We start from the raw sequence: 21,157 nt of genomic DNA, 5'->3' as shown, positions 1-21,157 counted from the left end.
ATTCCCTGTGCTACATTCTAAGTGTGGAACAGCAACAAACAACTCAACAAAGTTTACATCCCGTTATCGCCAAACTCTTTGCTAAGAAAGGTTTTGGACCAAATGAAATCAATGAATTTCTTTCATGGGATCTTAAAAACCTTCCTGACTTTAGCCAACTAAAAGATATTGAAAAGTGTGCCAATAGAATTATTGAGGCAGTCGATAATAATCAAAAAATTGGTATTTATGGGGATTACGATGTGGATGGTACAACTTCTTGTGCCCTCTTTTATCACTTCTTTAGAAAATTGAATATTACAGTTGATCTTATTCAACCAAGTCGCTTTGTCGAAGGTTATGGAATTCATGATAGCTCAATTGATAATGCACTTGAAAAAGCCATTCAACTTCTGATTACAGTAGATTGTGGAATCAGTAATGTTGAAACTGCAGCCTATGCGAAAGAGCGTGGCCTAGACCTCATTATTACTGATCACCACAAAGACGCGCGTGAAACAATGCCTGATGCAGTAGCAGTTGTTAATCCAAATAGACGTGATGAACCTCAAGATGGGGATATGCCATCTCTCGCTGGAGTTGGAGTTGCATTCGCGATTTGTGTCGAAGTGAGAAAGATACTCCTTCGCTCTGGTCGCGAGATAGAGTCTGTTTACGACCTTCTTCAGTTCGTAGCGATTGGAACTATTTGTGACCTTGCTAAATTAACCCCAATGAATTTAAAGCTTGTTCGCCATGGAATGAAGCTCATTAAAGATACGAAATATGCTGGAATAAAGGCATTTTTTGGGCCTGAAGATCGCGCCAAGGCAGTGATTCCGTCAGAAAAATTATCTTTTAATGTTGGCCCTTTAATTAACTCTAAAGGACGACTTGATCATCCAGAGATGGCACTTAATTTACTCATTGCTGATGACTACAACAAAGCTCGAGAGTTTTATCAACTACTCGTAAACTGTAACAATGAACGAAAGAATATTCAAAAAGAAGTTTATGAAGAAGCTAAGGACCAAGTCCTAGATAGTTTCCGTGGCGAAGAGCCACTGATAAATATTGTATTTGCTCCACACTGGCATGAAGGTGTTATTGGAATTGTAGCAAGTAAGCTTGTTGAGACATTCAAGAAACCGGCCATCGTATTTAGCGCAAGTGAGCATGAAGGAATTATTAAGGCATCTGCAAGAAGTGCGGGGCCTCTTAATATTTTTACTCTTCTTGATGAAAATAAAGAACTATTTCTAAAGTTTGGAGGTCACAAAGCGGCTGCAGGACTCTCAATGCCAGCAGAAAACCTTGAAACTTTCAAACAGAATATGAATAACTCGCTAAAGAGTATTCCTGAAATAGAAAGGACAGTAACAGATACTTACGATCTTGAAATTTCTCCAGAAGATATTGATCCATTGCTTGTTAAATCACTTGATATGCTGGAGCCTTTCGGTATGGGAAATGCAAAGCCAATCTTTAAGTTACGTGATTGTTACTTAAAAAGTTTTGATCTCATGAAAGACGTTCACGTGCGTTGGACTATTGGATCAAAGAAGAATCCTAATCTTAGCCTAAAAGGTATTAGCTTCAATTATATTGGCAAATGGGGTCACCCACACCCTGCTGAAGTTTTTGAAAGACAAAAGATGGCAGGCGAAGACCCTAGCTTCTTCTTCACACTTTCAATTAATCATTTCAATGGCAATCAATTTATTCAACTAATGGTAGATAAAGTCGAACTTCCATAGTCTAGAACTTTCTCCCTTTTTATATATAATTATTAAAAGGGAGAACAATATGAAGAAAATATTATTAACAATTTTATTAACAAACTTTAGTACAAATGCATCTACTTGGAGTCAGTCTAGCATCTCTTACTTAAGAGGTAGTAACTTCGCTACAGTATTTAATAAGGATAATAACAGAAGCGAGCTTACGATTGATAATGCAGTCAGTATGAAATATGGAGACAGTTATTTTTGGCTTGATATTACTGATCCTTTTTCAAGTACAGGTTCAAATGATACTGAACTCTATGGAGAATGGAGTCCAAGACTTAGCATTGGTAAAATTGCTAAGTTCTATAATCAGAAACGCTTAGTAAAAGACTTTTTATTAAGTACCACTTTCGAGTTTGGAAATAGTGGTACACCGACTAGAGCAAGGCTATATGGCTTTGGTGTAGACTTCAACATTCCATACTTCACATTTTTTAATTACAACTTATACCTCAGAGATAATCCAGACAAAACTGGAACAACTCTACAATCAACAATTGCTTATAAAATGCCTATTACTCTATCCTCAAAGATTCATTTCATCTGGAGTGCTTATATTGATATTGTTCATGGAGACGAAGGTTCAAAGGATAATAATACTCTGACAGAGTCACACTGGCAGACAGGACAGCAATTAAATTTTGATCTCGGAAATTTCTGGGGAAAAGCAGAGTCGCTGCTTATCGGTTTTGAATATCAGTACTGGAGTCGTAAGTATGGTATTCAGGGAGCACCTGTTGAAAATAACTTAAAATGGATGATTAAGTGGATTCTATAAAAAGAAATCCCCTCGATTGAGGGGATTTTTTATATTTACTCTCTTACGATTTCAACTTTTTCAATTACAACATCAGTAACAGGTCTATCCATCATTCCTGTTCTTGTAGAACCGATACTCTTAACGACATCCATTCCCTCGATAACTTTTCCAAAAACAGTATGTCTTCCATCAAGATGTGGAGTTGGTACAAGTGTTACGAAAAATTGAGAACCATTTGTTCCCGGTCCAGCATTTGCCATAGAAAGAATACCTGCTGAGTCGTGACGAAGAGCTGGTGTACACTCGTCAGCAAATTTATAACCTGGCCCCCCACGTCCACTTCCTTCCGGACATCCACCTTGAATCATGAAACCATCAATAACTCTGTGGAAAATTAAACCATCATAGTATGGACCAGATTTCGCAGGGGACTCTTGTCTCCCCTCGGCAAGATTTACAAAGTTCCAAACTGTTTCAGGACATTCCTTTGCGAATAGTTCAATTTTAAAATCACCCATTGTTGTTTTAAAATTTGCATAAATTCTATCAAGATCTTCTTTATGATCATTTTTCTTTACACCACCTAAACCGAACATAATTCCTCCGTATTTATTTATATATTCTTAGTGTTACTTTACCTTGGATATTCTCTGGAACTTTACTTCTACTTGTATAAAAGTTTACCTTCTTATTACCTAAGACTTTATTAAGATCAATACTTTCTCTTGCTTGAAGCACAAGATCAGAAGAAAAGTAACTAAAGCTTTCAAAAGTTAGAATTCTCATCCCTTCAATATTTATTTTTTCTTTTCTAAAATACTCTCTCAATTCAGAACGTGTCTTACACATTGAAAGAAGAACTGGACGACCACTATTTAAAATAGAGGAACTCAGTAACTCTCCTAATTTATCCGTAGACTTAAAATCATCAACCCAAATGACATTAACAGTATTAAAGCTTGGAACCTTAAACAATCTCTGACCTGACTTAATCTTATCAAGACTTGCAAAAAATAGGGACTCTTCTTCTTTTAACGTTAAAGCGCGTCCTGCAGACTTTGCAATAGCTTGCGAGTACTCGCTATCATAGAGATATTGAAAAGCGGCGATTTGTTCATAGTTTAGAGAAAAACTTTGTCCTACTGAATTAAAATCAAAATAATTTACACTATGCTCTCTTGTACAGTTTGCAGCACTTGACGTATTCGACCAACGAGGAAGGACTCCTAAGAAATATTTTACTACTCCATTTTGGCGATAGTATGAATCCACATCGACTCTTACAAACTTTTGTTCTTCGGGTGTCGCACATCCGGCTAGAAGTAAAAGAGCAAGTATAATATACTTCACTAATCCTCCGCCCTAGAAAAGAATTTCATCATATCATTTTCAATATTTTTAAATTCAGAAAGACCTTCTGCTAGCGATTCATTTTTTATTCTAAAATATCCTACTTCATCGATAACTAGTTTCTCGAATTCATCTTGTCTTGCAACACCTTGAGAGACGATAATTTTATCTGTACCAATTGTCTTAAGTTGCTCTCTTGTACTTAGTAGCTCCGAGCCTTCAATCGTGAGAAAAAGACCATTTTGATCGAGAAGTTTATCCACAGCACTCACAGTAGCTCCATTAAAGATCGTTAAACGACTCGCAGGCTCTGCAGGACGAGGCTTTTTTGCTCTAACATGATCATCTAAAGCCTTCCACTCATTTATCTTCACTTCGAATTCTTTAATTAGGCGATCAAACTCATTTTGATTAAATTGTATTAGATTATGAAAGTTTGATATTCTTGAGTTGATAGACTTTCTATCGCGATCAAAAAATGGATTTGAACTTTCGCAAACAATTTGCAGACGAAGATTTTCTTTTTCTTTAAATAGTTCACTAATTACTTCAAGATTGATTAAGCTTAATAAATCATCTCCAACAAGAGTAATTACTCTGGCATCTTCAAGGTCTTCTTTTTTAACCAGGCCATAAAAAACATTACTATTATCTTTTGATACTTCGATCTCATTGATTGCGTAATCATCCCCTGGCCCCATTGGTAAAGGAGTGTGGTAGTATCCAGTAGCATTAATTACAAGATCAAAGTCTTCATATGATTCAATAGAGTTCTTTAAAGACTCCAAAACCTCATTTCCAAGTTTTTCAAAGATCTCTGTGTTCTCAAGGCGCTGCCTTTCAATTTCTTTAGTCGCATCAATTTTAAAAACAACGCGAAAAAGATCTACCAAACGCGACTTTCCATCCGCTGGCATAACTCCTGGACGAAGAACTCTTTTATGAATTCTTTTTACATCACCATATTTGATGACGTTAAGAGAAAGCAGAGAAGCTTCTAGCTTTTCAAGATATGTAAGATAACTTTCTTTTGAATTTTCCTTCGGAGTATCAATATTAGACCATGAAGTATAAAGGGCCTGATAATTTTCATCATGTACTCCAGAGTAGAGAAGATTGTCGATACCGCTATTTTTTTTAAATAAACGTATATCGGCCCCTAACTCATAGAAGTAAGATGCACACTCAAGCGCTAACGCTCCATTTCCAATAATTGCAATTTTCATCTTTATTTTTTAACACGGAATTAATATGTAGAAAAGAAAATCCCCTTTTAACAAGGGGATTCATATAGAAAACTAAATAAAATAGCTTCTTGCGTCACCATGATCAATCACTGAATGCTCAGCAAATGAATACATGAAGCTAATGAACTCTTCCATCGCCTTGAAAGACGACATCGACTTATCAAATTCACAGCCATAGTGCATATATGTCTGTCCATCATCTCCTTGAAATTCATTACCATAACGAATCTTTAGGATTACTGGAATATATGATTTCTTTGTAAAATACATTCTCATCTTCATTTCAGAGCCAATTGCTAGCTTCTTATCCGATGTTGGGCTCCATGGTATTTGGAAAAGACAACCGTCATGAGAGATGTCGACAAGAGTTACAGGATAAACAGTACTGTCTGCGTCGATAACGCTATATGCTCCAAGAAGGTTTTGAAATACAACCCTTTCAAAAGATCTTCTCTTCTTTTCGATATTTTCTTCTCTTTTTGCTTTAAAGCTAATTACCTTACCATCTGACATTTTCGCTCCTCATAGGCTTAAATTCTTCATGGGACTTATCGAAGAATTGAGCCAATTTCTTAGGAAAAAATAGGGAAAATGATCTAGGGGAAAAGACTTCTCCTCTAGTAATTACTAGTACTTGGCTTTCTTTTGCCAGAAAGGAGTCGAAGAAATCTCATCTTTTAAGAATAGAAAACTCTCAAGCCTTGAGTGAACAAGATCACTCTCTTCAAGCTCTCCAATATAAAAAACACATCCTTTATTATCTGGAAGATGAGTACAAGTTGAGTACTCACATTTAGTACTGAGTTCATGAATATCAGGAAAATACTCAATTAATTCTTCGGGGTCGATATCATCTAGTGAGAAGGAACGAATTCCTGGAGAATCAATAAGATCAAAGTCACCACAATCAACGATCTCCGACCAAGTTGTTGTGTGCGACCCCTTCCCTGCTTTTCCAACGGCCTTAGTTTTTAAAACCACGTCACCATCAGATAACTTTGTAATAGTCTGACTTTTTCCAACCCCAGATTGGCCAACGAAGAGAGAAGTCTTCCCCTTGAGTACTTCCTTAAATTCTTTTATTCCTTTATCAAGAAATCGCTTCTCATATGATTGTTCCAGGGCCGAAATTTCAAAACACTCAACACCAAGATCTTTTAGACGTTCTACTTCAAAGTTAATATCGAATTCATCTTCATCGTACTTATCCATCTTATTAAATACGACAAGAGGAGTAAGTCCCCACTGGTAAGCTCGCACGAGAAAGCGATCAACAATTCCTCGTTTATATTTTGGCTTGGCAACAGAGTTTAGAATTACAAGATAATTACAATTTGCGGCAGTAACTTTCTTCTTTGATTCACGAACAAGGATACGATAAATCTCATTTGATCTTTCTAACACTTCTTTAATAATAAGATCACCGGCATCACTTTCTTCAAGCAATACGTAATCTCCTACAACAACGGTATCACCGTGTTTTAATAAATTCCCAAGAGCAGTTGCCTTAACAATCCTCTTGTCTGTTTCGATCTTACAATCAAACTCTCGTTGATGAGATCTAATAATTCGAGCTTTAATTAATTCGCTACTCATGCTTCATAAAACCTTTTGAAAAGAATTTATTTTTCGGATCATACTTCTGTTTAAGATATTCAAAAGTTTTCACAATCATTGGTCCGTGAAATTCTTTTATAAATTTTTTCTTAATCAATCCAATGCCGTGTTCAGCAAAAGGAGAGCCACCAATATTCTTTATATTAGCATAGAATTCTTCAATTAGACCATTTGCCAACTGATCATGAGAGGAGTTCGGTAAAAAATTAAAGTGTAAGTGGCAATCTCCAATATGGCCAAATAGAACGTAATTAATACCTTTGTGCGCAAACTCACGATACAAACTCATAAGTTTTGCAAAGTCTTCTCGCTTCACTTGGGCATCTGTTCCAATTTTAATGATATTTGAAGTTGAAAGATACTCATTTACCTTTCGAGGAATTTTCACACGAAGAGCGTGGAACTTCGATTCTTCAAGGACAAGTGCACTTTCTAAGTTGAGAAAAGAAAATTTAGAGGAAAGACTTTCAAGCATCGTCTCAATATCACTTTCTACTATTTCAAAAATCAGATAATCACTCTCAGAAAGAGAACTATCTTCTGAGAAGCGTACCGAGTTTTTATCGAGAAACTCAAATGAAAGAATTTTATCCTTATTTGATTTGGAGAATTTTATCAACGGCTCATATTGAGAAAGATCTGTATCTAAGAAAGACTCAAAAGGAATAAGTATAAAGCTGGTCTTTAAAAGCTTAAAGATCTTAAGCTTTGCGCTTAGAATTATTCCTAGTTGCCCTTCAGTTCCAATCATTAGATCAGTCTCTTTTTCTAATCTTGGAAAAGGTGCATTTTTAAACTCAAGATATTTTTCTTTATATGCATTTTGATAAGCTTCAAGCTCACTATCAATAAGCCTATTATTAGATAGGGTCTGGATACTTCCTTCTCCATCTAAATAAGTTATCTCAGTACAATGATCTCTAAGTGTCCCACGGCTAAAGCAGCGCTCACCTGTTGCAGATGTTGCAAGACCAGATAGAACTAATGCGCTTTGATCTGTTGGCCAACACCCAACTTCTAATCCTTGGACATTTAAAAACTCTCTTAGTTCCTGCCAACTAACCGCTCCTACGACTTCAACAATTTCATCAGAAAGAAGATTCATTGCTTTTGGCATACAGCTAAGATCAACCATGGCCTTCACGCCAGCGCTAGCAATTACTTCTTTATGTGAAAATGGAATCACGGTTGAGGTACCAGAACCAAACGGTAATAATTCAGAGCTATGACTCAATATATTTTTTAGATCTGAGAGGTCTTTAGGCGTGAATATTTTTAATAACATGGCCCACCATAGCATGATTTTTTTTTTTTAGCATGAATAAATTATGAGAAGCATTGACAAACGAGCATCATTCCATTACTTTAACTGAACTTAATCATATCCTTGGACTCGTAGCTCAGCTGGATAGAGCAACCGCCTTCTAAGCGGTAGGTCACAGGTTCGAATCCTGTCGAGTCCGCCATTTTTCAATCACTTACATTTACCTTAATTTAAAAATTAGCTAGATTATTGCTTTTGATATCAAAATTTTACATTGAACAAATCCCACACTGCTTCCGATAAAGATATTATCCAGCTTAAGGATAAACAATCACAACAGATAGGTATGATGATGAGAAATGTTTTTACATTTTTTGGGGTTACTTTGACTTTATATTCATGTGATAACTCGAAGATGTACAGGCCAACTTTTATGGCCAATAGCTGTATTAAAGAAATTAATCGCAGCTATGCAAGTATTGATACGAGTCCTATTTCGATTTATAAGCTTGATGAAATAAAGAAATTTGAAGATGACTCTCCAAAACTAAAAGTTTCTTTTTGGCATAATAATTCTTGGTTTTATCAGGGGGTCAAAAATTTTGATCACTTTGATAATACAAAGCTTTTTAAATACGAGAGTGTTGATTGTCCGGATGGTAGTGATAAGAACATTGGTATCACTGACAGGCTGAAAAAGATCGACATCTAAACCTGGTTTATTCCATGGCCCTAGCTTCCTCTGGGGTCATGGATTTAAATTCGTCAACTGAGTCGCCCACGAAGACGCACTCCAGTTTCTCACATAATTATTATCACCAATATTTTGTTCAATCTCTGCTGATGTGAGTTCTTTATTTTTACGACTAATCTTAGCGGCACCAAAAAAGATAGCAACGAGCTTTCCTGTTTGTCTTGAGAAAACTCCCGATCCAGAATCTCCACTAGAAACATCACAACCAAGAGCAATGGTATTATTCATTTTGTAGTCTTGAATGGTTAAATCAATTGGCCCAGCTAGCATCTTACAGTCACTATCATTAGATAATGAGATATCAAATTTTCTCTCATTAAAGCTTTTACTACCAAAACCTGCTGTTATAAAAAGTTCCCCCGGAGCTGGATCCTTATCCGCAATTTCGACAATACGGTCACTAAAAATTTCGCTGACCTTATCAGAATTTTTTATCGTAAAAATTGTATAATCAAGATTATCGCTCTTAGCCTTTGTCTCTATTATTTTATCGCACTTCAAATTTGTTCGACTATAATCCCGATCAAGTGCTGTTAGTATTACTTTATCACATTCGTCTTGATTTTTTATGACATGATTATTTGTAATGAAATAAAAATTCTGTCCCTCTTTTTTCAAAACGATAGCTGTTCCGATTGAATTGGACTTTTTGTTATTTACTTTGAGCGTCGCCAATATAATTTTCTTCTCAATATCACTCATCAAGCTTAGCTTTTTTATATTAACATCAAAACGCTCTCTGGCATCACCCACACGTAATCTGACAGCAAAAACTGATGACGAAACTATAGAGAATATTAAAAATAAATGCTTCAAAAAAAAACTCCCGATCTAAGCCGGGAGCATAACATTTTTCTATTTAGAGATGTAAACTTTGGAAAAATTTACTTACTTTTTACAGCTCATCTAGGAGTCTTTTAAATCCAGATTTTTTATAACGGATTGAAATTACTTTAAAGATAGAAACACTCTTATCCTGAATAATATCATCCTTGATCTCAGCGTCTGCATTTGCAGCAGCAGCATTAGCATCAAACTCTTCGTTCTTAGCTGCTACAATTGCATCAGTATTTCCAGCAGAGAAGTCAAAATCAAAACCTGGTTTCTTTGCTTCAAGACCTTTTCCTGAGTTTTTATCTACGGATGCTGTAATTTCTTTAGCGGCCTCTGCAACATCAGTCTCTTTCTTATTTGCGGATTCAGATTGTGGTCCATAGCCCATTCTTGCAAGTAAACTTGGTCCTGTAGTTCCTGATTTATTCAGTCCAGACTTAACCGCATTAGCTAACCCTTTCATCACTTGGTTTTGTTGTTTATTGAAATCAACTGGTTTTTTCCCTGAGCTTAAAAGTGTTTTGTTTAAGTTTTTCTTCGCTTTATCAAGTAGCCCATTTATCGCAGATTGTTGACCATTAATCGTATCAATATTCGCCATGCTACCATCACTTACAGAACTACCACCTTGAGTAGAGCCAACAAATCTCCCAGCAGCTTGCATCAATGGAGCCACTGCAGATGGAAATCCTCCAGAGCCGGAAAAGCTTGAGTTTGTTGTGAATGGTGCAGGATTACATACAACATTACCATTTGAATCTTTACTTGAACCATTTGAACAAGGAAATGTTGTTCCTAGCTCCTGAGCTTTTCTACCTATATTAATTTGTCTACCCAAATTAGCAGCAGAAGCACCTGCTAGTTTGGTATTCATTTGTACACTCGCTCTTGAACGATCCATTTTCTTTAGTATCTTATTAATTTTTTCAGCATTTTCTTTTGCTGTTTTTGCGGTATCTTTCGTATTACTAGCAACCATATAACCATAAGCAGCAAGCGATCCCCAAAGAATAGCACGATGATTTGGCGTTGTTATAAGTGAATTAATCATAGTTGACTGTCCAATATAGTATCCAGCAATCGCTCCGGCAATCCCCTTTAGCAGGTCTCCCATTCCAGCGGCTTCAGCTTTTGGAATAATCATATCGATTACACTAGCGTAAAAAGACTTAACGTCTCCTTCTCCAGGCATGTTTTTATCATTTGAGCCAAACAGAGGATTTGTACTTAGAACACAAGCAACGTCATTATTTTCTCCCCAAGCTACCTTCATTGAACATGCTGTTTCTGCTCCAAGCGCCTTTGTTAACTCTGCATATGCTGCTGCTACTACTGCAGCCGATACAGGAGTTGCTGCTTCAGCAGTAGCTAATGCCACTTCGGCTTCAGCAACACAGGATTTTCCCCCTGCTGCAATTCCAGCTGATATAACTTTTATCTCTCCATATTTTGTAACAGACGGTTGAGGAACGTTTTTAACAACCTCTTGTTTTGTATTAAGAGGGATAATTGTCGGAGCACAAGTTAAGCTAGAAGAAGCTGCTGCTGTACAAGAAGCTGTCAAAGTTTGATTCTGTACTTCTGCAAAAAAAGCTAATGCCGCACTCCCTGCAAATACTACAGCTGCAGCATTTTGCATCTTTGATCTCTTCTCAGCAGATTCAGAAATACTATCCATCATCTCTTTTTCTTTTAAAAGAGCTGCATATTGTTCATCATCAATCTGTCCATCTTCTCCTCGAGTCTTATATTCTATTGCTTTATTACTGAGCTCTTCTTTAGATTGCATTATTGCCATTAATTCACCGACAATAAATATACCTGCTCCAAGTGCAGCTCCATAAAGATCCCAAGGTGTTCCACCTGAACAACTTGTAGTTAGTTTATAGATAACAATTGCTGTTGCGATGAAAACTAGAAGTGCAGTTGATGAGTCAGTGAGAAAGTTTCCGCCTCCATCACTCATATTAATTGTCCCAGTACTACCTTTTGTATTCGTTGATTCTTGTGCATAAGCAGAGTTCGAAAAACTAAACTTCAGTCCCTCAACATTATAAACAAAACTCATATTCAAGAGCATGATACTTGAGAGAGTGATAATGAATTGTTTCCAAATTTTTGTTAGCTTTTCCATAACGATATCCTTAAATGTATTTAGTACATTTTATTGTATCTTTATATGCAAAGCGAAAAAACAGGGAATTTCTAGCCGAAGTCAGTAATTTTAGATACTTACTTTAGGCGTGGGATGGCCAAGAAAAGTGGCAATTTACTTTAAAATGAAGCTTCTGTTCTTCTTTTCTCTGATCAGTAAAGTTCTATCTTTAGACATTTTACGCCCGCGATAACTTGGTCTATTTGGGTCAGTCGCCACGGCAATTTGCATCTGAACCATCTTTTTAAACACATCAATCAGGGCATCATGTTTTCTTTCAAGGTTTTCAAGACCATTTCGGTCAAGATCATCCAGTAAGACGTGAATTGATTCGATTGTAGAAAGAGCTTTTACATGGGGCTGATGCTTAATGAGAAATTCAGAAACTCTATCTGTTTCAAACGAGATTCTTGGAAGTGAATTTATATTCGATGAGAGTTTCATCATTTTCTTAGCGCACGGCCAAGTGCCATCAATCGCAAAAATCAATGGTATTTTATTTGAGAGTAATTCTTTTTGTTCTTTGGTTGGATTCGTAGCACTAATTGAATCGTCCCCAGGATATAGAACAAGAGGGAGATAACGATCATCAGCAAGCAATTCATTTACACGCTTATCATCAGTAAAATCGATCCCCATAATCAATTCACTATTTTCGAGTGTTTCGCGTGTAATACGGCCCGAGCCAAGCTTCTCGCGCTTGGCTTCCATTGGGTGAATGAGAATGATGATTTTTGACCTTGGAGTAAACTTTCGCACATGTGAGCACAAACAAAAATCTTCAGGTCTAAAACACTTCAAACATCTCAAAGCTTTGCACTCCACTCACTTGCATCAAAGCCTAGAAGGATTGCTTTTCCATCAACTTCAACCAGTGGTCTTTTAATTGCCGAAGTATTATCAATAAGAAGTTGTACTTTTTCCGCTGCACTTGCCGCTTCAAAAGCATCTTTAATTTTTCTAAAAGTTGGTCCTCTTTTATTTACTGGAAGTTCACCAAATTCTTTTTTCCATCTCGCGATATCTGATTTTGTTGGAGGTGTTTTTTTATAATCAACAAAAGTGTAATCAATTTTATTTTCTTCTAAAAACTTCAGCGCTTTTTTTACAGTGTCGCAATTTTTAATTCCGTATACTTTCATAGAGCTCTCCTAAGAATAACGATTTTCTTATTCATCGATAAAATTTCTGCATTTAATTTATTGGCAATATACTCAAAAACTTGCTCATTGTAAAAACACACATGAGTTGGATCATTCTTATACCACCACTTTGGAAACTCGTCCTGATTCCCAGGGTAAAACACTGTCATAATCGCAAGAAGCCCACCAGGTCGAACCAAAGACCAAACGTTCTCAATAACTTCTCTTGGCTGATGAAGGTGCTCAAAAACCTCAGATGAAGTTACAAAATCATAAGTTGTTGCTAACAATTCTTTATCTGGAAAAAATGCTGGATCATAATTATCGCAACTAATATTTTCTTCAGCAAGAATCTTAGAAATTGTTGGTCCTGGCCCACACCCAAAGTCTAGTCCCCTAGCATCTTTATCAATGTAATCGAGAAGAGGGTCAGTGAGTTGTTTTAAGAACTTAATATAGCCAGGGTCTTCACTATCATTATTATGATGTGAATAACGTTCTTTTTCTTGCTCAAAACTAAGTAGTGTTGATTCATCCTGTTGAATCATCTGGCAGTTATTGCATTTAGAATATTCATTAAAATAAATTTGAAGTGAATCAGATCCACACAGTCGACATTTCATTTATATGGTTTATTACACTTCGAAAATTTTGGAAAGGTCTTTTTTCAATTGGGAGAGGTATGCTTTCTTCGTCACCTTTTTTGACCACGATTTCTCACTAACCTTTGGTGGTTCACCATATTGCTTCATTGCCTTCCAAAGCATTGACGGTAATGTTCCAGCGTCTCCACTCACCTCATATGAAGCAATAATCGCCATGTCTGCCTTCTCTGTATTCAGTAACCGAATTGGCCTTTCTACGCCATCTCTTGTTTCACACATTTTTGGCGGAGAAAGAACGTTATTGGTACGACAGACAGAAGGTCGATCTTCATAAACAGTACAAGCACCTTTATCGTCGAGAAAAACACAACCTCGAACATCGTAAGGAAGTGCAAACCACTTCTCACTATTATTTTCAACATTTCCCTGGATATAAAGTTTTGTCAGATCGACTTGAACTTCGTTATTTATAACCTTACTCGCCAGTAATTGCGCTTCATCTGCATTGACAGAAACCTGAGTGTGGCAACAAGCACTACACCCACGATGGCATGTAACAAATTTCTTTGCGATGGGATTATTTAAAACTTCATTTGTATACTGTGAGACATATTGGTGAGATTTTCGGGCCCGAAGAATTGGATCTTCAATACGCGAAAGGAAATTAAGCATATAGTTGTAGAGGTCCACAAATTCATGAAGATTTTTTAATCTTTTGAATGTTTCAAATGCACGTTGTGGAAAGTTAATCTTGTCCTCCTGACACGCTCAGTTATTATTCTATCAATTTTTTCAATAATTTATGTATAGTAGGAAAATTCTGCCATTTCAGCCTATCGATTTGCTAAAGTAAACAATATAAGTTGTCGAAAAGCTATCTATGAAGATGAATAGTAGTGACACATTCGACTACCTAAGGCTCGATCTCGTTTATTCGAGAAAGATTGCAATCTATGTTGTGTCGCTCGCATGTGCTAGTGTTTTTAGTTACTACTATTACCGAGATGATCTTCAACTAGAATTTATCGCCTGGCTTACTTCATTTGCATTCTATTTCTTTCTCAGAAAACTATCGGTAGATTTTTATTGGAAAAATAAATCAACTAGAGACATTACAATTTCTCAATTCGAACTTATCAATTCAATTATCTGTTTCTACGGTGGCCTTCTCTGGGGAACATCATCAATTCTATTTCTGACCGATGTACCTTCAGAGAAGATGCTTATTGCAATGACAATATATGCAGGAGTATGTGCAGGTGCTACCGGCTCTAATGGTGCAACGTTAAAAGGTAATTACGCATTTAATTTTGCATTAATTATTTCTGCAATCATTGGCTTTTCTCTTGGACACAGTGAAGTCAAAGAAACGTTAATCATTATCTTTTTATTATATCTTGTTGGACTTGCTTTCAACATGCAAATGGTCAATCAATCAATTGTAAAAAATATTTCTCTACGCCTAGATAAAGAGTACCTTCTCTCTGAAATTGAGGAGTCTGATAGAAAGAGAATAAACACAGAGAGGCAGGCATTGCAGTCATCCAAAATGGCTGCTATTGGAGAGATGGCCTCTGGAATGGCCCATGAAATAAATAACCCACTAACAATAATTCGAGGAAATCTCACCCTACTCTCTCGAAGAATAAAATCGATGAATAGCGGAAACGTTGACGATTTATCAGAAACCAGTATTAATCGCTGCCTTGAGAATGTTGAAAGAATAGCAAAGACAATTGATTCTCTAAAAAAGATGTCCAAAAATGATAAGAACACAAATATAGAAGAAGTCGAAATTAGCAAAATTGTTGATGATGCAGTTGGCTTTATTAACGAAAAGCTTAAGTGCTCAAACATCAAGTTCTATAACGAAGTGAATGAGTGCAAATCTTTGCTTGTTTGTAACTCTACTAGTATCTCTCAAATTCTTTTAAGTTTAATCACGAATGCTTTCCAGCTCTCTGCAAACAAACCACATGGCTGGATAAAACTAGATTATAATGAAGATAATAAATTTTCGTATTTTGAAGTAAGTCATTCATCATGTGAAGTCGATAAAGATGAAATCAAAAATGCACTTAACCAAACGAGTGAATTAATTCAAAATCCTCTTGTTTACAACCTTATTCTAGCGCAAGCTTTATCAAGTGAAAATCAAGCTGAGATCTATATGAAGACAACAATGTCTGGCTACTCTCTTGTTCTTAAGATAAGTAGAAATCAAATACCATCAACTAACGTTGCCGCCTAATCCTTAAAATCAAGCACTTACAATCTATTTCAAAAGCAGTCAAATTAACTTGATTAAATTTAAAACATGTGTTTAAATTCAAACATCCGTTTAATTCAAACAATCGTTTAAAGTAGGAAATAAAAATGAAAAAGACTCTAATACCAATTTCATGCCTTCTTGTCTTATCGGGGAATACTTATGCTTTAAGTGTTTCGGAAGATAAACTAATTGAGTGGGCAAAAAGTGAAAGTTTCAATGCAAAAAAACTAGAACTCGAAAAATTAAATTCTGAATTTAACTACAACTCATTTGAAGATAAATTCCAGACAACATTACAGGCCAAATATAATTATCTCAAGACGAAAGAAACTTCTTTCTCTACTTTTGCTCCCGTAACAAGTCCAATCAAAGAAGCTCAAGTAATGCTGACTAAGCCGACAATGTATGGAGTTCAAGGCTCTGTTACAGCAGGAACCAGTCAGGTATCAAATAATTTTTATCAAAATGGAACAACCGCAAAATTTGGTGCAGCCATTGCAATTGATCTCTACAAAGATTTATTTGGTAAAACAACAAGAGCTAATCACGAATCTCTTTTAATCAAAAAAGAAATTGCAAAAAAAGAAAGTGAAATCACAACTCACGCTTATATCGGACAAGTTAGAAAACTATACTGGTCCTTAGTTGCAAATAATGAATCATTAAAAATTGCAAGAGAACTTCTTGATACGGACAAAAAAGCTTAGAAAAAGACACATTCGATCGTTACAAAAATAATGTTGCAGATAAAGGTGAACTATCTCGTACGAGATCTCAAGTAGAAGCGAGGAATGGTCAAATCCTACTTTTAGAATTTGAAAGATCAGAGCTTTTTAAAAGACTAAAAGAAATGTTCCCGCAAAAAATTGGAGCACAAGATTTAACTCTAGCGAATTATTCTTTAGATAATACAATTGCACAAGTATTAGCATGTACTGCGAATATTAGCTCTAAAGCAGAAGCTCCTAAAGAGTTTACTCAGTATGATGAAGTTCTTGAACTTTTAAAGCAAGATTTAAAACTTAGCCAAAGAGTTAATGAGAGTTACTCAAAAGCTGATATCAAGCTTATTTCTGAAGTTAATTATATCGGTAAAGATTTCAGCCATAGTGATGCAATTGATGAGTTAAAAGATAAGGGGAGACAGCAATATGCGGTTGGTTTCCAACTTGATATTCCTCTTGGAAGTGCAAAAAAAGACACTCAAGCTATCAGGGAAGAAATAATTCAAAAATCTAATATTTCTCGTTACCAAGAAGTCGAAGGAAAACTTTCCGCTTTCCACTCTCAGACAGTGCAATCAATCAATGTTCTATACAAAGTAATTGCGGCCCAAAAACGTAATTCAATATTACTTGATGAAACTCTCAAGAGTTCAAAAAAGAAGTTCAAGCAAGCGAGACTTTCTTCTAGAGAACTTATTCAGGATGAAGACAGTTTACTTCAGTCTAATTTAAATGAAATTAACACAAAATATAATGTAATCAGTACGCTAATTGACTACTTTTCAGTTTTTACTGAAACACCATGTTCAATTAATAAATAGGAAATATTATGGAAAAGTTATCTCGATTTTTTATTGAAAATGATAAGTTCACAATTGTACTTTCATTTTTCTTAATTATTTATGGACTTCTCGGCCTGAAAAAAATGACCGCAGAAAGTTATCCAGCAGTAAGTTTTGCAACAGCTTATGTAACGACAGTTTATGATGGGGCAAGTGCTGAAGACATCGAAATTAAAATTACGAAACCGATTGAGGATGAGGTAAGAACAGTTTCTGGTATTAAAGATGTGAAGTCCACATCGCAGGCAGGTTTATCAACAATCGTAATCAGAGTTGACATGGACAATGTCGACGATGTTGACAAGGTTATGTCAGATCTTCAAAAGTCGGTTGATCGTGTTTCAGATCTTCCATCTGACCTAAAAGATCCTCCACGCTTTCAAGAGATCAACTCTGAAGAGTTCCCAGTTTATCAGATCGCAGTGACAGGAACTAATGACGGAAGACAAAGAGATAAGATTGCAGATACTCTAAAGGAAGATATTGAAGACTTGAAAACTGTAAAAGGTGTTACTCTCGATGGTTTTGCAAAGAGAAAATTTGAAATCATCCTCGACACTGACAAGCTTGACTCAAACTATATTGGTATTGAAGAAGTTATCAATAAATTAAGATCAAGAAATGTTAACATCCCAGGTGGTTCTCTCAAAGGACAGGAAAAGCAAAAGCTTGTTCGTATTGAAGGGAAAATAGAAGATGTAACTCAACTTGGAAATGTTTTAATTCGTTCTAATTTTTCTGGAAGTAACGTTTACTTAAAAGATGTTGCAGAAATCGTTGATGGAAAAGAAGAGATCAAAGTAAGAACAACATATAATGGTCAAGAAGCCACTCTTATGACCATTAGTAAAAAAGCCGGTGCAGATACAATTGAAATGGTTGATCGAATCATTGAGAAAGTTGAAGCTTTTAAAAAGCACTACCCTAACCACCAGTTCTCTGTTTATAACAATGAACAGACAAAAGTTAAAAACAAACTCGAAGTACTAAGTTCAAACGCAGTATCTGGTCTTGCTCTTGTTATGATTTTTCTATTCATCTTCCTCCCAGGAAGAATTGGAATCCTAGCAAGTTTATCGTTACCACTTGCGGTTATGGGTACAATTGGTATCATGCCAGCTTTTGGAATGAGCTTAAATGCAATTACAATTCTAGCTCTTGTTATTGCTCTTGGAATGCTCGTTGATAACTCCGTTGTTATTTCTGAAAACTACACTCGCCTTCTTGCAGAGGGTGACACACCAATGGATGCAGCTCTTAAGAGTATTAGATCACTTTGGGTTCCTATTACTGGAACGGCCTTAACTACAATGGCTGCCTTTATGCCAATGTTAGTTACAAAAGGTATCATGGGACAATTTATTAAATGGATTCCTGTGATCGTAACGATATCTCTTATTCTAAGTTTACTAGAAAGTTTTCTCTTCCTTCCAATGAGACTTGTCGCATTTGGAGGACGTGCAAAAGATATCGCCAACAGTATTAAACAGAATGACAGTGATTCACAAAATTGGTTTAAAAAGTTTGAGAAGTGGTTTGAAAAGTTAATGGATCTAACTGTTCGCCACCGCTATTTCACGGCAATATTTTTCACAGGTATTATCGTTGGATCATTCCTGCTGATGGCAATTGGTAACAAGTTTATTCTCTTCCCAGCTGATCAAACAGAAATCTACATCGCAAGATATCAAACAGAGCGTGGGACAACTGTCGAGAGAACTGAAGAAATTCTTGAAAATTTAAGTGTGAAAGTAAAAGAAGTTCTTAAAGACGATGCAAAACATGTTGTTGGCTTCGCTGGTCGTTCTAAAGTTCAGCTTGCAGATCCTAAAGCAGAGGATGGCAACAATGTTGGTATTCTCTTCATTTATGTGAGCGACAATGCAAAATTCAATCGCCCTCACACTGAAATCTTACCTCTCTTGAGAGAGATTAAAGTTCCAGAGATGACTCGCTTAAGCTTTGAGGCTCAAATCAATGGTCCACCTGTAGGAGATGCCATCGAAGGAACCTTTAGAGCAAATAGCAGTGAACAACTTGATCAAATTATTAAAGTTGTCTCTGAGAGACTTTCAAAAGTTGAAGGTATTTTGGATCTAAAAGTAGATGATGTATTTGGTGATGAAGAGGTTTATGTCGATGTTGATTATAAAAAAGCTGATCAACTAGGACTTAATGTTAATGGAATTGGGCAAAATATTAGATCATTTATCTCGGGAAATATCGTAAGTAACGTAACTCTTGAAAACAAAGACATTGATCTTGAAGTAAGAGCAAAAGCTGATACAAGAAGAGACCTAGATGATATCCTCAATGTAAAAGTTATGGATAATAAAGGAAACCTTGTTCCAATTGCAAATATTGCAAAAGTTCATGTCCAAGATGGCTCTGCTGTAATTAAAAGATATGATTACAAAAAAAGTAAAACACTCTTAGGTAATATTGATGAGAATATCATCACTTCGCAAATTGCGAACAAAAAGCTAAAAGAAATTTTTGATGATGTCTCAAAAGATTTCCCTGGTGTTTCATTACGCTTTGGAGGAGCTGCAGAAAGTACAAAAGAATCGATGGAGTCACTCGCGAGCGCAGGATTACTTGCCGCAATTGGGATTTTTGCAATCCTAGTATTCCTATTCAAGAGTTTCTTACGACCAATGATCATTATGATGACTATCCCGCTTGGACTTCTTGGTATGTCTATTGCGTTTGCAACTCCGGTTCTTTCTGGTCACGCTGATTCCTCAAGACCAATAAGTTTTCTTGCGTTAATTGGTATGATTGGTCTTTCAGGAATTATTGTTAACTCTGGTATCGTTTTAATTAGTTTTATTGACGAAATGAGAGAAGAAGGCCGTCTAAGTCTTCACGAAATTCTTGTCAAGGCCTCAGGAATGCGTCTGAGAGCTGTTTTAGTAACATCTCTAACTACAATCAGTGGCCTAATTCCAACTGCTTATGGTATAGGTGGTACAGACTCAATGCTTGTACCAATGACAATGGCGATGGCATGGGGCTTAACTTCAGGAACAATTTTAACACTTGTCTTTATACCAAGTGCTTATGCTATACTTGAAGACTACTTCACCCTTGTTGCAAAAATTAAGAGCAAGTTCATTAAAGGTGAAGCGGAACAAGACCTTATTGGGTCGGTAGTTTTGGATGAGGTTAGAAATGAGTAATGATGAATTAAAAGAGCAATTAAACACAAAAGATAAAATTATCGATGTAGCCGGAACTCTCTTTGCAGAGCACGGCTACGATAGTGCTTCTGTTAGAGATATTTCTCAAGAGGCAGGTGTTAATGTTGCATCAATTAATTATCATTTCAAAAATAAACAAAATCTTTATAAAGAAGTTATGAATACAAATATGATTAAGTTGGAGGCATCGATTAAATCGATCGCCTCTGATTCTAAAGACATTCAAGACTTCAACTGGAAAATATTCTGTCAATTCACTGAAAACCCAAAAACTTTTATTAATAGTTTTAAATTATTTATCAGTAATACTCTCCCTGAGGATGAAGCATTCATACCAGATGCTTGTGACTGCAATACATTAGTTCCTCCCGGATTCACTCCTATGAAAGAGCTCCTTGCAAAAGAAGTTCCTGCGAATATTGATCCAATAAAACTGGAATGGGCGGTTAAGGCAATGTTCTCATACATTGCACACAATTCATTAATTCTTTGCTCAACGCTAGGAAAGCTAATGATTTCTAAAAATCCATTTTTTTCAGAGGAATATAAAAGGCAAAGTCTTTTCATGTTTACTGAAGCTATCCTTAACTATTTAAATAAGGATGCCGATAAATAATCACT

General features: G+C 36.0%; 20 protein-coding genes and 1 tRNA gene. 9 read left to right on the top strand and 12 right to left on the bottom strand.

What is annotated here, in order from left to right:
• Positions 1-23 precede the first annotated feature (23 nt).
• Both recJ and M900_RS02720 read left to right on the top strand, forming a co-directional pair.
• Positions 24-1,736, top strand: coding sequence for a single-stranded-DNA-specific exonuclease RecJ (gene recJ, locus M900_RS02725; RefSeq protein ID WP_021273351.1), 1,713 nt, complete (start codon positions 24-26; stop codon positions 1,734-1,736).
• Positions 1,737-1,785: 49 nt separating this feature from the next.
• Complete coding sequence (locus tag M900_RS02720; RefSeq protein WP_021273159.1) at positions 1,786-2,544, top strand: nucleoside-specific channel-forming protein Tsx; 759 nt, start codon at positions 1,786-1,788, stop codon at positions 2,542-2,544.
• A gap of 35 nt (positions 2,545-2,579) precedes the next feature.
• On the opposite strand, the gene M900_RS02715 is transcribed toward M900_RS02720, so the two are convergent.
• From M900_RS02715 to M900_RS02690, 6 genes are all read right to left on the bottom strand, one after another.
• The gene (locus M900_RS02715; protein ID WP_021273491.1) at positions 2,580-3,122 is read right to left on the bottom strand and encodes a peptidylprolyl isomerase; all 543 of its coding nucleotides are present in this window, start codon (positions 3,120-3,122) and stop codon (positions 2,580-2,582) included.
• A 13-nt stretch (positions 3,123-3,135) separates the two neighbouring features.
• Positions 3,136-3,876 carry a hypothetical protein gene (locus tag M900_RS02710; RefSeq protein ID WP_021273296.1) on the bottom strand — a complete coding sequence of 247 codons (741 nt, stop codon included), beginning with the start codon at positions 3,874-3,876 and terminating at the stop codon, positions 3,136-3,138.
• Positions 3,876-5,102, bottom strand: coding sequence for a hypothetical protein (locus tag M900_RS02705; RefSeq protein WP_021273103.1), 1,227 nt, complete (start codon positions 5,100-5,102; stop codon positions 3,876-3,878). The genes M900_RS02710 and M900_RS02705 overlap by 1 nt, the downstream gene beginning before the upstream one ends.
• 72 nt (positions 5,103-5,174) lie before the next feature.
• Entirely contained in the window at positions 5,175-5,636 is a 462-nt protein-coding gene (locus tag M900_RS02700) for a PilZ domain-containing protein (protein WP_021273399.1), read from the bottom strand.
• 114 nt (positions 5,637-5,750) lie between these two features.
• Entirely contained in the window at positions 5,751-6,719 is a 969-nt protein-coding gene (gene rsgA, locus M900_RS02695) for a ribosome small subunit-dependent GTPase A (protein ID WP_021273223.1), read from the bottom strand.
• Complete coding sequence (locus M900_RS02690; RefSeq protein WP_021273192.1) at positions 6,712-8,025, bottom strand: FAD-binding oxidoreductase; 1,314 nt, start codon at positions 8,023-8,025, stop codon at positions 6,712-6,714. Before M900_RS02690 ends, rsgA begins: the two co-directional genes overlap by 8 nt.
• A 104-nt stretch (positions 8,026-8,129) precedes the next feature.
• Here M900_RS02690 and M900_RS02685 point away from each other — a divergent pair.
• Positions 8,130-8,206, top strand: a tRNA-Arg gene (locus tag M900_RS02685).
• A gap of 72 nt (positions 8,207-8,278) precedes the next feature.
• Positions 8,279-8,716, top strand: a complete 438-nt coding sequence (locus M900_RS02680) for a hypothetical protein (protein WP_198295933.1) — start codon at positions 8,279-8,281, stop codon at positions 8,714-8,716.
• A gap of 36 nt (positions 8,717-8,752) precedes the next feature.
• On the opposite strand, the gene M900_RS02675 is transcribed toward M900_RS02680, so the two are convergent.
• The 6 genes from M900_RS02675 to M900_RS02650 form a co-directional block, all read right to left on the bottom strand.
• Complete coding sequence (locus M900_RS02675) at positions 8,753-9,574, bottom strand: serine protease (protein ID WP_157680528.1); 822 nt, start codon at positions 9,572-9,574, stop codon at positions 8,753-8,755.
• A 79-nt stretch (positions 9,575-9,653) separates the two neighbouring features.
• Positions 9,654-11,726 (bottom strand): hypothetical protein, encoded by a 2,073-nt coding sequence (locus tag M900_RS02670; RefSeq protein WP_021273366.1) that lies wholly within the window; start codon positions 11,724-11,726, stop codon positions 9,654-9,656.
• Positions 11,727-11,861: 135 nt separating this feature from the next.
• Positions 11,862-12,572, bottom strand: a complete 711-nt coding sequence (locus M900_RS02665) for a tRNA-uridine aminocarboxypropyltransferase (protein WP_084703407.1) — start codon at positions 12,570-12,572, stop codon at positions 11,862-11,864.
• The gene (locus M900_RS02660) at positions 12,554-12,889 is read right to left on the bottom strand and encodes an arsenate reductase family protein (RefSeq protein WP_021273495.1); all 336 of its coding nucleotides are present in this window, start codon (positions 12,887-12,889) and stop codon (positions 12,554-12,556) included. Before M900_RS02660 ends, M900_RS02665 begins: the two co-directional genes overlap by 19 nt.
• Positions 12,886-13,512 carry a class I SAM-dependent methyltransferase gene (locus M900_RS02655; protein ID WP_034730844.1) on the bottom strand — a complete coding sequence of 209 codons (627 nt, stop codon included), beginning with the start codon at positions 13,510-13,512 and terminating at the stop codon, positions 12,886-12,888. Before M900_RS02655 ends, M900_RS02660 begins: the two co-directional genes overlap by 4 nt.
• Positions 13,513-13,524: 12 nt before the next feature.
• On the bottom strand, positions 13,525-14,166 hold the full coding sequence (locus M900_RS02650) for a YkgJ family cysteine cluster protein (RefSeq protein WP_021273536.1): 642 nt from the start codon (positions 14,164-14,166) through the stop codon (positions 13,525-13,527).
• A gap of 208 nt (positions 14,167-14,374) precedes the next feature.
• On the opposite strand from M900_RS02650, the gene M900_RS02645 reads away from it, so the two are divergent.
• From M900_RS02645 to M900_RS16875, 5 genes are all read left to right on the top strand, one after another.
• On the top strand, positions 14,375-15,745 hold the full coding sequence (locus M900_RS02645; RefSeq protein WP_021273134.1) for a sensor histidine kinase: 1,371 nt from the start codon (positions 14,375-14,377) through the stop codon (positions 15,743-15,745).
• A 125-nt stretch (positions 15,746-15,870) separates the two neighbouring features.
• Positions 15,871-16,473 (top strand): hypothetical protein, encoded by a 603-nt coding sequence (locus M900_RS02640; RefSeq protein ID WP_021273210.1) that lies wholly within the window; start codon positions 15,871-15,873, stop codon positions 16,471-16,473.
• A gap of 143 nt (positions 16,474-16,616) precedes the next feature.
• Positions 16,617-17,312 carry a TolC family protein gene (locus M900_RS02635; RefSeq protein WP_021273406.1) on the top strand — a complete coding sequence of 232 codons (696 nt, stop codon included), beginning with the start codon at positions 16,617-16,619 and terminating at the stop codon, positions 17,310-17,312.
• An 8-nt stretch (positions 17,313-17,320) separates the two neighbouring features.
• Entirely contained in the window at positions 17,321-20,515 is a 3,195-nt protein-coding gene (locus tag M900_RS02630; RefSeq protein WP_021273194.1) for an efflux RND transporter permease subunit, read from the top strand.
• On the top strand, positions 20,508-21,152 hold the full coding sequence (locus M900_RS16875; RefSeq protein WP_021273182.1) for a TetR/AcrR family transcriptional regulator: 645 nt from the start codon (positions 20,508-20,510) through the stop codon (positions 21,150-21,152). Before M900_RS02630 ends, M900_RS16875 begins: the two co-directional genes overlap by 8 nt.
• Positions 21,153-21,157: the final 5 nt, after the last annotated feature.

The sequence above is a fragment of the Bacteriovorax sp. Seq25_V genome (genome assembly GCF_000447795.1).
GTDB lineage: Bacteria > Bdellovibrionota > Bacteriovoracia > Bacteriovoracales > Bacteriovoracaceae > Halobacteriovorax_A.
Note: the sequence above shows the minus strand (reverse complement) of the source record. Positions and strands in the feature narration are given on the sequence as shown.

Excerpts from the sequence above, each read along its gene's own strand:
- M900_RS02720 (WP_021273159.1), top strand. The coding sequence starts at position 1,786 with ATGAAGAAAATATTATTAACAATTTTATTAACAAACTTTAGTACAAAT.
- M900_RS02715 (WP_021273491.1), bottom strand. The coding sequence starts at position 3,122 with ATGTTCGGTTTAGGTGGTGTAAAGAAAAATGATCATAAAGAAGATCTT.
- M900_RS02705 (WP_021273103.1), bottom strand. The coding sequence starts at position 5,102 with ATGAAAATTGCAATTATTGGAAATGGAGCGTTAGCGCTTGAGTGTGCA.
- M900_RS02700 (WP_021273399.1), bottom strand. The coding sequence starts at position 5,636 with ATGTCAGATGGTAAGGTAATTAGCTTTAAAGCAAAAAGAGAAGAAAAT.
- rsgA (WP_021273223.1), bottom strand. The coding sequence starts at position 6,719 with ATGAGTAGCGAATTAATTAAAGCTCGAATTATTAGATCTCATCAACGA.
- M900_RS02690 (WP_021273192.1), bottom strand. The coding sequence starts at position 8,025 with ATGTTATTAAAAATATTCACGCCTAAAGACCTCTCAGATCTAAAAAAT.
- M900_RS02670 (WP_021273366.1), bottom strand. The coding sequence starts at position 11,726 with ATGGAAAAGCTAACAAAAATTTGGAAACAATTCATTATCACTCTCTCA.
- M900_RS02660 (WP_021273495.1), bottom strand. The coding sequence starts at position 12,889 with ATGAAAGTATACGGAATTAAAAATTGCGACACTGTAAAAAAAGCGCTG.
- M900_RS02655 (WP_034730844.1), bottom strand. The coding sequence starts at position 13,512 with ATGAAATGTCGACTGTGTGGATCTGATTCACTTCAAATTTATTTTAAT.
- M900_RS02650 (WP_021273536.1), bottom strand. The coding sequence starts at position 14,166 with ATGCTTAATTTCCTTTCGCGTATTGAAGATCCAATTCTTCGGGCCCGA.
- M900_RS02645 (WP_021273134.1), top strand. The coding sequence starts at position 14,375 with ATGAAGATGAATAGTAGTGACACATTCGACTACCTAAGGCTCGATCTC.
- M900_RS02640 (WP_021273210.1), top strand. The coding sequence starts at position 15,871 with ATGAAAAAGACTCTAATACCAATTTCATGCCTTCTTGTCTTATCGGGG.
- M900_RS02635 (WP_021273406.1), top strand. The coding sequence starts at position 16,617 with ATGTTCCCGCAAAAAATTGGAGCACAAGATTTAACTCTAGCGAATTAT.
- M900_RS02630 (WP_021273194.1), top strand. The coding sequence starts at position 17,321 with ATGGAAAAGTTATCTCGATTTTTTATTGAAAATGATAAGTTCACAATT.
- M900_RS16875 (WP_021273182.1), top strand. The coding sequence starts at position 20,508 with ATGAGTAATGATGAATTAAAAGAGCAATTAAACACAAAAGATAAAATT.